Here is a 12,837-nt window from a genome sequence, read left to right on the forward strand (position 1 = left end):
TCATGTGATCAGTTCAGGGCCGGGAGCACCTCGCGCTCGAAGAGTTCGATCCCCGAGGTGTCGTAGGCGGATTCGGGGAAGTTGAAGATGGCGTAGCCGAGGCCGAGGTCGCCGACTCGGCGCAGGTTCGCGACGATCTGCTCGGGGGTGCCGGTGGCGGCGCCGCTGTTGTAGAGCTGGGCGAAGTAGGACTCGGTCGCGTCGGTGCCTATCACGGGCGTCAGGCGGGCTTTCAGCGCCGCGAGGCGATCGTCGACCTCGGCCTGGGTCGAGCCGATGACGACGTTGAAGTTGGAGCTGCGGACGATCGCGTCGAAGTCGGTGCCGACGTCGGCGCAGTGGGCGCGCAGCACCTCGGACTTGTGGGTGAACTCCTCGGGATTGCCGCTGAAGTTGGTGTATTGCGCGTACTTCGCGGCGATGCGCAGCGTCTTCTTCTCGCCGCCGCCCGCGATCCAGAGGGGGATTCCGTTCTCCTGCAGCGGAAGTGGCCGCACGATCGCGCCGTCGGCTTGATAGTACTTGCCGTCGAGGGTGGCCGAGCCACTGGTCCACGCCTGACGGAAGATCTGCACACCCTCGTCGAGGCGGCCGAGCCGTTCGCCCGCGGACGGGAAGCCGTAGCCGTAGGCGCGCCACTCGTGTTCGTACCAGCCACCGCCGATGCCCATCTCGACGCGCCCGCCGGAGATCAGGTCGACCGTCGCGGCCACCTTCGCGAGGTAGGCCGGGTTGCGGTAGCTGATCGCGGTACACATCTGACCGAGGCGGATGCGCGAGGTGGTCGCGGCGAACGCCGACATCAGCGTCCACGCTTCGTGCGTCGCCTCCTCGGTGGGGATCGGGACGGTGTGGAAGTGGTCGTACACCCACAGCGATTCCCACGCCGGGTTCGCGTCGGCGCGCTGGGCGAGGTCTCGCATCACCCCCCATTGGTCCGCCGGGTCGATGCCCACCAGATCGAGCCGCCAGCCCTGCGGAATGAAGATGCCGAAGCGCACGAATATCTCCTTCGTGTGTACCCGAACCGCCGCGGCGAGCGCCGCGGCTTCCGTACCTCACTGTTACCAGTCCACTGCGGTCTGGCAACCGTTCGGCGCTCGGCGCACCGAATTCCGGCCAGGTGCGGCGGGACCCATCGGCGCTACCACCAGATGGTTGCGAGCAAGCTTCCACGGCGAGAACGAGCAGCAGCGAGCCCCCGCGGCTGCCGCGACCGCCGGCGCCTCCGCGATGCCGTGAGTGGCGGCAAGACCAGTCCGACCGCACCGGGCACTCGAGCACACCGACGAGGCGCACGAAGCCCAGCGGCACCGCATCGATCCAGCGCATCGCCGGCCGCAGCCGGTCTGCCGAGCGCACCACCTCGATCCCCACGCGGTCGCCCTGGCCGCATGGGGCATCGAGCACAATCCTGAGATCGACGCCCATCGTGCGGCGCACGACGAGCGGCAAAGCTGAGAAGCACACCGAGGAAATGCACTGGCGACAGCGGGGTGAATGTCGCACGCTGGAAATCGTATGAACGAAGCAGGCAGACATTCGAATAGACGTAGGCAGCCTCGACTCGGCATCGATTTCGGCCGAGTCGTCCAGGGGGCCGCCCTTGCGCCCGGCGACGAGGACACGGTGTTCCTCTCCGGCGGGCCCGAGCAGGCGCTGCGCACCCCGCCCAGCACGGGCGCATTCGACGTATTGCCCCGTCTGGTCCGGCGCTTCGAGGGCCGCGCGTGGATCATCTCGAAGTGCGGTCCCCGGATCGAGGAGCGCACTCGCCAGTGGCTCGACCACCACGACTTCTACGACCGGACCGGGATCGCCCGCGACAATGTGCGCTTCTGCCGTGCGCGGGCGGACAAGGCGGTGCACTGCGCCGAACTCGGCATCACGCATATGATCGATGACCGCCTCGACGTACACCGCGTACTGCGTGATCTGGTGCCGCACCGGTTCCTGTTCGGCGCGCAGTCCGAGCCGATTCCCGACTGGGTGCGCCACGTCCCGAGCTGGAATGACGTGGAGCGCGCCGTGCTGGAGACCATGCCGCCGGTCCGTTCGTAGTCCGTCATGAAGCCGGGCATTTCGCGACCCGCGCGGTCCTCGGCGGCACCCTGCGCACCGCTGGCATGACCGACGCGGATCGGTGTGATCGGTTCGATGTCGGACGGGCCGTCAAGGCGGACGGCCCGGACTCCAGCGGTTGCTGGACGGCCGGTTTCACGGAGTTGGTAGTAGACGTAGAGGTACACTGAATTCGCACAGGTTGCTGGCGGTTTTCTGGGGCGCGATTCGCGTACTCGCGCCGGTGATACGACAGTGCCCGGCCGCTTACTTGCCGGCATGAGCATGGTTGGGAAATCCGCACGCCGACAGCAGCGCCGACGCTCGCTTGTCCGGTCCTGGACGTCTCACGAGTGTGCGGCTGACGCTCGGGCGCGGATCGGAATGCAAGCGAGTACACCGTTTGCCAGTCGGGGTGGTCACGGGACGGCACAATGGATGAAACGGTAGCGGGAGACGGAGACGCCACTCAGAGGTCCGCGGAGGCGTTCGGACGCTATCGTCTGCTGTCGCTGCTGGGCCAGGGCGGTATGGGTCAGGTGTGGCGGGCGCATGATTCGCTGACCAACCGGGTGGTGGCGCTCAAGGTGTTGCCCGAGCGCTTCGCCGATGACGAGCAGCTGCGTGAGCGGTTCCGCCGGGAGTGCCGGGCGGTGGCGCAATTGACCGAGCCCCATGTGATCCCCATCCACGACTTCGGCGATATCGATGGTCGGCTCTATCTGAATATGCGCTTGATCGAGGGCACCGACCTGCGCACGGTGATCACCCGAGAAGGGGCCTTGTCGCCGCGGCGAGCGGTGGCGATCATCGCCCAGGTGGCCGGCGCGCTGCAGGCGGCCCACGACGCCGGGCTGGTCCACCGCGATGTCAAACCCTCCAACATCTTGCTGGGGGCCGACGAGTTCGCCTCCCTGATCGACTTCGGGATCGCCCACGCCGCCGACGACCGGACGCTGACCGCGACCGGCGAGACCATCGGCACCGTCGCGTACATGGCGCCGGAGGAGATCGGGGCGGAGGTCAGGGCCGATGCCCGAGTGGACGTGTACGCGTTGACGTGCGTGCTGTACGAGTGCCTGACCGGTCGGCCGCCGTTCGCGAGCGAATTCGGGATGCAAGGTGTGATCGCCCATCATCTGCACACTCCGCCGCCGCGTCCCAGCACCACTACACCCGAGGTGCCGGCTGAGTTGGACGCGGTGATCGCCAAGGGGATGGCCAAAAATCCCGACGACCGGTACCAGACCGTGCGTGAGCTGGCCGTGGCGGCCTGCGCCGCGGTGGGCGATTCTCCGATCGGCAGCACCGGGGGCGTGGCTGCGCGCCCTGGTCGGCGAATCAAATCGTCGCGCAAGACGGCCGTGCTGCTCGCCGCCGCGGTCGCGGCGGCGGTGGTGGCCGTCGTAGCTGTCGTCCTCGGTGTCCAACGGGAATCAGGCGGCGGTGGCTCCTCGCCCACAGCTGTCGCCCCCGGCTATTCGTCACAGACTTCGCTGCCGTTCACCGGCGTCAGCCTGCCCACCGGTGTGGCGGTCGACACCGCGGGCAACGTCTACGTCACCGACATGGGCAGCGATCGGGTGCTGAAATCGGCGGCGGGCGCGGCGGCGGCGACCCCGCTGCCGTTCACCGGCTTGAAGAATCCCCAGGATGTGGCGGTCGACGCCGCGGGCAACGTCTACGTCAGCGACACGAGTAACGATCGGGTGCTGAAATTGGCGGCGGGCGCGGCGGCGGCGACCCCGCTGCCGTTCACCGGCCTGAAGGACCCCCACGGCGTGGCGGTCGGCAATACGGGAGACGTTTACGTCGCCGACCGGGGCAATGATCGGGTGCTGAAGTTGGCGGCGGGCGCGGCGGCGGCGACGACGCTGCCGCTGGCGGGGCTCCAAGGTCCCGATGGTGTGGCGGTCGACCCGGCGGGCAACGTCTACGTCACCGAATTGGGTACCGAGCAGGTGCGGTTGTTGGCGGCGGGCGCGTCGGCGCCCACCATGTTGCCGTTCACCGGCCTCAAGGATCCACAGGGCTTGGCGGTCGACACGTCGGGAGATGTGTACGTCGTCGACTGGGGCAACAAATGGGTCGTGATGTTGGCGGCGGGCGCGTCGACGCCGACCCCGCTGCCGTTCACCGGCCTCAAGAATCCCCAGGGTCTGGCGGTCGACCCGGCGGGCAACGTCTACATCACCGATCTGGGCCCCGATCCCGTGGTGAAGCTCTCCGTCGGCTGAACTCCGTGATGTGCTTCCGTTGCCGGACCAGGCGGTTGTCGTCTCGGCGAATCGGTGCGGTGGCGACGACGCGAAATCGGCCGGGCGTCGGCGAAACGCCCGGCCGATTCCGCCTGTCCGGTCCTACGCGCCGGTGAACTTCGCTCCGGCGATGGACTTCGACGGCTCACCGTCGACGCCGACCGGGATGTCGCCCTCGAGGGTGGTGCGGTACAACACGCGGGTGACGTCGAGATGGTCCAGATCGCTCGGCGCGAGGTGCGCGGTGGCGCGGTTGTCCCAGAACGCGAGGCTGCCCTTCGCCCAGCGGAACCGCACCGTGTAGGCCGGGTCGGTCACCTCGTCGAACAGCAACTGCAGCACCGCGTCGCTCTGGGGCGGGGTGAGCCCGACGATCCGGGTGGTGAAGCAGGGATTCACGAACAGGGCCCGCTCGCCGGTCACCGGGTGCACCCGGACCACCGGATGCTCGGTGACCAGCGGCGCGGTCGCGACCTTCTTCGCGTAGTCGCTGTCGGAGTCCCAGATGGGGCGGTTGCCGCCGAAGCGGTGTTCGGCGCGCAGCCCTTCGACGAATCGTTTGAGCGACTCGGGCAGGTTCTCGTAGGCGGCGACGAGGTTCGTCCAGCCGGTGTCGCCGCCACGCTCCGGGGCGATCTCGGCGCGCAGGATCGAGGCCGCGGGCGGGTTGATCAGCGCGGAGACATCGGTGTGCCACTGGTTGGTGTAACTGTGCTTGCGCACCCCGAACCGCTTCTCGTAGAGCCGGCTGTCGACCGCGAGGATCTCCGGGTACTCCGTGGGCGCGTCGTCGTCATAGGGATGCGACGGCGTGACCGCGCCGAAGCGGCGGGAGAAGGCGATCTGCTGGGCGTGATCGATGTGCTGGTCGCGGAAGAACAGCACCTTGTAGGTGTGCAGCGCGTCGGTGATGGCCGCGACCTGCTGGTCGGTCAGCGGCTCACGGAGATCGACGCCGGAGACGTCGGCGCCGATGTGGCCGGCGACGGGGGTGACGTGCAGTGCGTCAGCGGTAGCGGTCGAGACGGGGGTTTCGTGGACAGCGGTCATCGGTAGAACTCATTTCGAACTAGAGGATCGGGCCGGCGCCAACCGGGAATGCGGGGAATGCGGTGACGCGACAAGCGCTGCCGCACACCCGCATGAAGTCGACGGCGCGCCGTTTGGTCAACGCCTGGTCGACCGTGCGCGGGGCTGCCATGGCTCAGGAGTTCGCCGGGGCGCGCCACCGCGACAGGCGGCGTTCGAGGGCGACCAGCAGACCGTTGAAGGCGAGACCGAGCAGCGAGATGGCGAGGATGCCCGCGTACATGTTCGGGATCGCGAAATTCTGCTGCGCGGCGGTGATCAGATAGCCGAGCCCGGCCCTTGCCCCGAACATCTCGGCGGCCAGCAGGACCAGGATCGAACTGGCGGCGGCCATCCGCAGACCGGTGAAGACGGACGGCAGCGCCGCGGGCAGGATCACCTTCTGGAACAGGCGCAACGGCGAGAAGCCCAGCGACGCTGCGGATTTGACCAGCAGGGGATCGACGGTGCGCACGCCGGTGATGGTGTTGAGCAGGATCGGGAAGAAGCTCGCGTAGACGACGATGGCGACCTTCGAGGTCTCGCCGATACCCAGGATGAGCAAGAAGACCGGGAGCAACGCCAATGCAGCGGTGTTGCGGAACAGCTCGAGGATCGGGTTCAGGAAGTCCGCGACCGGCTTGTACCAGGCGATCGCGATGCCCACCGGGATACCGGCGACCAGCGCCAGCGAATACCCGGCCAGCGAACGGTTCAGGCTCGCGGACAGGTGCGTCCACATCTCCCCGCTCGCCACCAGGTCGGCGAACGCCTGGGCGACCACCGAGAACGGCGGCAGGAACACCTCGTCCACCAACCCGAGGGTGGGGGCGAGCTGCCACAGCAGCAGGAACAGGGCGATCACGACCGTCGGCTTGAACACCCGCCAGGCGAATCGGCTCACCGCCGGCAGGATTCGCGGCACGGCGGAGGGCGCCACCTCGGCCCGCCGCAGCGGGACCGGCCGGGTGGACGCGGCCGCGGTTTCCCGCACCGGCCGCTCGGTGAGCTGTATGGCGCTAGACATGGGCGGTCCTCTCGGTGGTGGATTCGGCATCGGCCGCGTGGTCGGACAACGACTCCAGCTCCAGGCTCGCCGCCCGCTGGACCTCGCTGTGCAGCAGCGTCCAGATCTCGTGGCGGTAGTCCCGGAAACGCTGGGAGGAGCGGACGTCGTCGTCGGTGTCCCGATCGATCTCGACGTCGACGATGGCCTTGATCCGGCCGGGCCGGGAGGTCAGCACGGCCACCCGCCGGCCGAGGTACACCGCCTCGTCGATGCCGTGGGTGATGAACAACACCGTCTTGCCGGTGGCCCGCCAGATGCGCAACAGTTCGTCCTGCAGGGACTCCCTGGTCTGCGCGTCGAGCGCGGCGAACGGCTCGTCCATCAGCAGCACCTCGGGATCGAACGCGAGGCTGCGCGCGATGGCGACGCGTTGCTTCATGCCGCCGGACAGCTCGTGGGGATAGCGGTCGCCGAACCCGGACAGCCCGACCAGTTCCAGGTAGTGCTCGGCGAGTTCCCGGCGCGCCTTGCGGCGCAAACCCTTGGCCTCCAAGCCGAATTCGATATTGGAGCGGGCCGTTCGCCAGGGCAACAGCGCGTACTGCTGGAAGACGATGCCCCGATCCAGACCGGGGCCGGTGATCGGCTTGCCGTCCAGCAGGATCTCCCCGGAGGTCGGCTTGCTCAGCCCGCCGAGCAGGTCCAGCAGCGTGGACTTGCCCGATCCGCTGGGGCCGACCAGCACCAGGAACTCGCCCTCGCGCAGCTCCAGCGAGATGTCCTCGAGCGCGGTGAATCGCTCGTGTGACCCGCGCACCGAGAACTGCTTGCGCACTCCGGTCAGCGATAGCTTGGTCGCCGTGGTCATTTCGCGGCCACCACCTCTCCGGTCGGTCCCGCCTCCGGCTTGTATCTGCCGTTGGCGTAGGGGTTGAACTTGTTGGTGAACAGATCCGCGGCCTTTAATTTGCCGTTCGGCAGTTCGCCGTTGCGCACCAGCCAGTCGATCCAGATCTGCAGTTCCTTCTCCGCGACCACGCCGCCTGGCACCGGGATCCCGGAGCTCAGCCAATACGGCACCAAGCCGGTGTTCTCGTTGCGGCCGCGCTTGCCGATGATCTGGGTGAATCGCTCGCGCACCTGGTCGCGGGGCGTCACCTGAAGCCAGCGGATCGCGCGCGCGGTGCCCTGCACGAAGTCCTCGACGGCCTCGGGATTCTTGGCGATGTAGTCGTTGCGGAAGACGTAGGTGCCGTAGTCGAACGTGCCGAAGATGGCCTTGTCGGTGTAGAGCGGGTGGATGCCGCCGCGCCGGAGGGCGGTGTCCCGGAAGACGCTGCCCAGCGCGCCGACGTCGACCTGCCCCTTACGCAGCGCGTCCTCGGTGTTGGCCGGCGGCACGACGACCAGTTGCACCTGCTTGATCTCGTCGTCGGTCAGGCCTTGCTGATGCAGCCACTCCCTGGTGATGAATTCGTGGTGCGCGCCGAGGGTGTTGACGGCGACCTTCTTGCCGATGAGATCACGCGCCGACGTGATGCCGGAGTCGTCACGGATGTAGTAGCCGGTGAACGACTCCTCGTCGGCGCCATAGGAACTGAGCACCGACGTGACTTTCGCCCCGCCCGCGATCAGTTTGACCACCGCGCCGTTGAACGCGCTGCCGAACTCGACCTGGTTGGTCGCCGCCGCCTGGATATTGGCGGGGCCGCTGGTGGTGTCGCCTTCCCAGTGCAGGCTGATCTTCGTGAAATAGCCGAGGTCGTCGGCCAATTCGACGGGGCTCACCTGCCCGGTGGCGCCTTGATAGCGCAGCACGGTCTTGCCGTCGGCGGTCTTGGCGGGCGCGGACTCGCCGCAGCCGGTGAGCACGGACAGGCCGGTGAGCACCGCGACGGCGGCGGAGAGAGCGCGGGCGACGCGCCGGGAGGATAGGGGGAAAGGCATGGTTGTTCTTTCGAAGACGTGACGACGCCGTGCATTTCGATGCCCGGCATCCGGCGACACCACAGCGGGAGCGATGCGGCGGTGGACGACCGCGCGGAGTGCGGTCGCCAGACCACGGCCGCGCTGCCTCAGCGGCAACAGATTCCGTGTGGCACGCGCATGAAGTCGACCGCGCGACGGCGGATCAATGCTGTTGCTGTCGACACTTCGAAACTTTCGTGAGCTGTGCTGGAGTCGGCGACGCCGGTGACTTTCAGCGCCTGCCTGGCAAACACTCTCCCGGTTCCCAGGCATGGGAGCAACAGTTCGACGCCGACTGCGTATAAACCTGTATTCCGGCGGTCGATGACCATCGGGCCTGATAGTGCGATCAATCCGCTCGGTGACGGTCACGCGGCACAATCGTTCGCGCAGGCGCGCGTTCGCGCGAAGACATCGTGCGGCGCTCTTCGCCGATCCAGGCCGGGCCCGGTTATCGCACTGTTGTGCGAGCGGCCGATTCGATTCGCCTGCCGTCACGGTCGTCGCCGTACGGGGAGGATGCCGACATTCCGGAACACCGGCGCGCGCTTTCCGGTGCTGAGAAGCGGCTTCGGTCACAGCGAGCCCTCGCGAGGTGATCATTTTCTCCGGAGCGATGTAAGCTGCACGAGGACGTTTTCGTGTCCGTGCGATGTTGATCCGAATGGTGCGGAATTCAGAGATCCGCGGCGACGACGAGAGGGAGGTGGGGTAGCGATGCGCAGCGAACCTCCCAGTCGAAGGCCGCGCGGCGCCGCCCCTTCGCATTCCTGATCAGGTCGCGACGGCAGGGGCCGGCGCCCGCGGTGTGAATTCTCGAGTTCTCCGTTCACTCACGCATGTGCTGAGGTCCTCTCATGTCGCAGACCGACATCATCGAAGTACGTCCGACGCTGTCCGAATCCCTGCAGGACATCGTCGAAACCCGTCGCGTGGACGCCGCGCTGGACTGGCTCGGCAACCACCCGCCGCACGTCATCGCCGACCAGCTCGCCCGCATGGACGCGGTACGGGCCGGGATGGCGTTCCGCCTGCTGGACAAAGACCTGGCACTGGCCGTCTTCGAGGAACTCGAGCCGGTGGACCAGCAGCAGATCCTGCAAGGACTGCGCGATCAGAGCTTCCGCGACCTGATCGAGGGCATGGCGCCCGACGACCGCGCCCGCATGCTGCGCGAGGCGCCCGCGAAGGTCGCCAAGAAGGCGCTGGCGGGCCTCAGTCCGCGTGAACGGCGGATGACCGCGAGCCTGCTCGGCTATCCGGAGGGCTCCGCCGGTCAGTTCATGACGCCGGAGGTGGTGGCGCTGCCCCGCGACCTGACGGTGGCCGAAGCGCTCGGCATGGTGCGGGCCAAGGGCGGCAACGCCGAGACGGTGTACACGCTGCCGGTGGTCGATGCGGGCAGGCGGCTGACCGGCATCGTCGAACTGCGCGAACTGGTGCTCAGCAAGCCCGAGACGATGGTGTCGGAGCTGGTCGTCACCGAGCCCGCCTTCGCGCGCGCCACCGATTCCGCGGAGAAGGCCGCCCGTTTGATGCGCGAGACCAACGACATCAACCTGCCGGTGGTGGACAGCGAGGACCGGCTGGTCGGACTGCTCACCATCGACGACGCGGTCGAGGTGATCGAGGCCGCCGACAGCGAGGACGTCGCGCTGCAGGCGGGATCGGCGCCCTGGGAGGGCCACTACATGGCCGCCGGGGTGTTCCAGCTGGCCCGCTACCGCGCACTGTGGCTGCTGCTGTTGCTGTTCGCGGCGACGCTGACAGTGAGCGTGACCGACTTCTTCGAAGGCACCCTGCAGCAGGCCGCGCACCTTGCGCTGTTCATCCCGCTGCTGATCGGCGCGGGCGGCAACGCGGGCGCGCAAGCCGCCACCGCCTGCGTGCGCGCGGTGGCGGTCGGCGAGGTGCGGGCGTCGGATCTGCTGCGGGTGATCTGGCGGGAATGCCGGGTGGGCCTGGTGCTGGGCTCGCTGCTGGCGTCGGTGGGCCTGGCGATCGGCGCCCTGTTCGTCGGTCCGCGCATCGCCCTGGTCGTGGGCATCACGCTGGTGCTGATCTGCGGCTGGGCCGCCACCATCGGGGGCACCATGCCGCTGCTGGCCAAGAAACTGCGCATCGACCCCGCCGTCGTCTCCGCCCCGATGGTCACCACCCTGGTCGACGCCACCGGGCTGATCATCTACTTCACGACGGCGAAGCTGGTCCTCGGTATCTGACAGCGTCTTCGATGCCCGCGGCCGTCGGATCGAGCGTCGTGCGGTCGCCGGCCGCTCACGGGAACAGCGTCAAGACCTGGCGCACAACCTCTTCGAGGGCCGCGTCGTCTTTCCCGGTGAGCGAGATGGCTGGTAGGCGCGGCCCGAGCACGCTACGGCTGCCGGTCTCGAGCGGCGGTCCCACCGCGACGTTGTAGAACCGCAGTTCGTCCTGGGCATCTCGGTAGACGGTGCGGTTACCGACGGTGAACGCCGGACTCCCCGCGGTGACCAGCGACTCCGCGCTGTATTCGTACGCGAGACGGATCTCGTCGCCGCGATGGACGAACGTGCAGCTGGAGACTCCTTGCTGCGCAGGGTCGGTCCCGACGCCGAGCTTCGGCAGGACCGCGCAGGGGTCGGCGCCGGTCAGCGCCGTGACGATCGTTTCCGCCGCGCTGCCCTGGCGTGGTTCCTTCTTCCATTCGGACACCACCGTGCCGATCAGTGACTCGGCGATCGGACACGGCTCGACCCCCAAGGGGGTGTCCACCGACAGGCCGATCGCGGCGGACGAAGGAAACCGTGCCATGGCCGAACAGGAGCGCTGGAGAAGTTGACCGGCTTGCTCGGCGCTCAGCGTGTCCTTGTCCGCCAGCAAGTTGACGGTCACGTCGCCGCGCCGTTCGGTCGTTCCCCGCTGGATCTGCACTTCCTGCACAGGTCCGGCCATGGTCCAGCGTACGGTCTTCCCCTTGTAGCGGTCCGAGCTGTCGAGTTCGGCCTTGCAGGAGTTCAGCCCGTCGGTGCCGACAGTGAGCACCCGGCCGACCGCGGTCAATTCGGCTCGCGGCAGCAGCGCGCAAGTGTCCATCGCACGCATCCGGCGCAGCACCTCCAGACGCTGATCGTCGGTCTGCGGCACCGTGGACCAGAACGATCCGTCACCGGTCTGCGAGACCGCCGCCGGACTGTCGTCCTGGCATGCGGCCGCGGTCACCAGCACCGCCGCGATCAGAGCCAGCCGTCGGTACATCGAAAGCCCCCCTCATGGGATTGGAATGCTCTACAGCACAGAGTCTTTCACCCCGGGTCGGCGAACGAAGACAAGACCGGGGCCCGGCATGGCTGCCGGGCCCCGGTGCTGCGCCTCATCCTGACCGACGGCTCAGAACTCCCAGTCTTCGTCCTCGGTGTTGACGGCCTTGCCGATGACGTAACTCGAACCCGAACCGGAGAAGAAGTCGTGGTTCTCGTCGGCGTTGGGGGACAGCGCCGAGAGGATCGCGGGGTTCACCTCGGTCTCGTCCTTCGGGAACAGGCCCTCGTAGCCGAGGTTCATCAACGCCTTGTTGGCGTTGTAGCGCAGGAACTTCTTCACGTCCTCGGTGAGGCCGACCTCGTCGTAGAGGTCCTGGGTGTAGTCGACCTCGTTGTCGTAGAGCTCGAACAGCAACTCGAAGGTGTAGTTCTTGAGTTCGTCGCGCTCTGCCTGCGTGACCAGCTCCAAGCCCTTCTGGTACTTGTAGCCGATGTAGTAGCCGTGGACCGCCTCGTCGCGGATGATCAGCCGGATCATGTCGGCGGTGTTGGTGAGCTTGGCCCGCGACGACCAGTGCATCGGCAGGTAGAAGCCGGAGTAGAACAGGAAGCTCTCCAGCAGCGTGGAGGCGACCTTGCGCTTGAGCGGGTCGTCGCCCTTGTAGTACTCCAGCACGATCTCGGCCTTGCGCTGGAGGTTGCGGTTCTCCTCCGACCAGCGGAACGCCTCGTCGATCTCGCGGGTGGAGCACAGCGTCGAGAAGATCGAGCTGTAGCTCTTGGCGTGCACCGACTCCATGAACGCGATGTTGGTCAGCACCGCCTCTTCGTGCGGGGTGAGCGCGTCCGGGATCAGGCTCACCGCGCCGACCGTGCCCTGGATGGTGTCCAGCAGGGTCAGGCCGGTGAAGACCCGCATGGTCAGTTGCTTCTCGTCGGCGGTCAGGGTGTTCCACGACGGGATGTCGTTGGAGACCGGGACCTTCTCCGGCAGCCAGAAGTTGCCGGTCAGCCGGTCCCAGACCTCGGCGTCCTTTTCGTCGGGCACCCGATTCCAGTTGATGGCCGACACCCGATCGATCAGTTTCATCCTGCCTCCACGCCTTTCCCGAGCCCGCTGCCGTCACGGAATGTCTACCCTGGGGACACTACTCCTAGTGGCTGACATGTCCGGTTAGCACAACACCTTGTGTCGCCGCGACGCGCGTCCGCTGGGTGAAAGAACGCCGGG

General features: G+C 67.5%; 11 protein-coding genes. 4 read left to right on the forward strand and 7 right to left on the reverse strand.

Going from position 1 to position 12,837, the window contains the following annotated elements; genetic code table 11:
• Positions 1–8: 8 nt before the first annotated feature.
• Positions 9–1,001, reverse strand: coding sequence for an LLM class F420-dependent oxidoreductase (locus tag GVY64_RS02820; RefSeq protein WP_159838426.1), 993 nt, complete (start codon positions 999–1,001; stop codon positions 9–11).
• A gap of 241 nt (positions 1,002–1,242) precedes the next feature.
• Between GVY64_RS02820 and GVY64_RS02825 the strand changes: the two genes are divergently transcribed.
• From GVY64_RS02825 to GVY64_RS02835, 3 genes are all read left to right on the forward strand, one after another.
• The gene (locus GVY64_RS02825; RefSeq protein WP_159838428.1) at positions 1,243–1,461 is read left to right on the forward strand and encodes a hypothetical protein; all 219 of its coding nucleotides are present in this window, start codon (positions 1,243–1,245) and stop codon (positions 1,459–1,461) included.
• A 60-nt stretch (positions 1,462–1,521) separates the two neighbouring features.
• Positions 1,522–2,061, forward strand: a complete 540-nt coding sequence (locus tag GVY64_RS02830) for a hypothetical protein (RefSeq protein WP_159838430.1) — start codon at positions 1,522–1,524, stop codon at positions 2,059–2,061.
• A gap of 434 nt (positions 2,062–2,495) precedes the next feature.
• Entirely contained in the window at positions 2,496–4,298 is a 1,803-nt protein-coding gene (locus GVY64_RS02835) for a serine/threonine-protein kinase PknD (protein WP_159838432.1), read from the forward strand.
• Between the two features lie 123 nt (positions 4,299–4,421).
• Here the strand turns inward: GVY64_RS02835 and GVY64_RS02840 are convergent, their stop codons facing one another.
• The 4 genes from GVY64_RS02840 to GVY64_RS02855 all read right to left on the reverse strand — a co-directional run bounded on the left by GVY64_RS02840 (position 4,422) and on the right by GVY64_RS02855 (position 8,343).
• On the reverse strand, positions 4,422–5,369 hold the full coding sequence (locus GVY64_RS02840) for a TauD/TfdA dioxygenase family protein (RefSeq protein WP_159838434.1): 948 nt from the start codon (positions 5,367–5,369) through the stop codon (positions 4,422–4,424).
• Positions 5,370–5,523: 154 nt separating this feature from the next.
• A complete protein-coding gene (locus GVY64_RS02845) occupies positions 5,524–6,414 on the reverse strand; it encodes an ABC transporter permease (protein ID WP_159838436.1) in 891 nt (296 codons plus the stop codon).
• On the reverse strand, positions 6,407–7,264 hold the full coding sequence (locus tag GVY64_RS02850; RefSeq protein ID WP_159838438.1) for an ABC transporter ATP-binding protein: 858 nt from the start codon (positions 7,262–7,264) through the stop codon (positions 6,407–6,409). Before GVY64_RS02850 ends, GVY64_RS02845 begins: the two co-directional genes overlap by 8 nt.
• Complete coding sequence (locus GVY64_RS02855) at positions 7,261–8,343, reverse strand: ABC transporter substrate-binding protein (protein ID WP_159838440.1); 1,083 nt, start codon at positions 8,341–8,343, stop codon at positions 7,261–7,263. Before GVY64_RS02855 ends, GVY64_RS02850 begins: the two co-directional genes overlap by 4 nt.
• A gap of 878 nt (positions 8,344–9,221) precedes the next feature.
• On the opposite strand from GVY64_RS02855, the gene mgtE reads away from it, so the two are divergent.
• The gene (mgtE, locus tag GVY64_RS02860; RefSeq protein WP_159838442.1) at positions 9,222–10,586 is read left to right on the forward strand and encodes a magnesium transporter; all 1,365 of its coding nucleotides are present in this window, start codon (positions 9,222–9,224) and stop codon (positions 10,584–10,586) included.
• Positions 10,587–10,641: 55 nt separating this feature from the next.
• Here the strand turns inward: mgtE and GVY64_RS02865 are convergent, their stop codons facing one another.
• Both GVY64_RS02865 and nrdF read right to left on the reverse strand, forming a co-directional pair.
• On the reverse strand, positions 10,642–11,601 hold the full coding sequence (locus GVY64_RS02865) for a hypothetical protein (protein ID WP_159838444.1): 960 nt from the start codon (positions 11,599–11,601) through the stop codon (positions 10,642–10,644).
• Between the two features lie 132 nt (positions 11,602–11,733).
• Entirely contained in the window at positions 11,734–12,696 is a 963-nt protein-coding gene (nrdF, locus tag GVY64_RS02870) for a class 1b ribonucleoside-diphosphate reductase subunit beta (protein WP_159838446.1), read from the reverse strand.
• Between the last annotated feature and the right edge of the window lie 141 nt (positions 12,697–12,837).

This window comes from Nocardia sp. CY41 (assembly GCF_009829325.1).
Taxonomy (GTDB): domain Bacteria; phylum Actinomycetota; class Actinomycetes; order Mycobacteriales; family Mycobacteriaceae; genus Nocardia.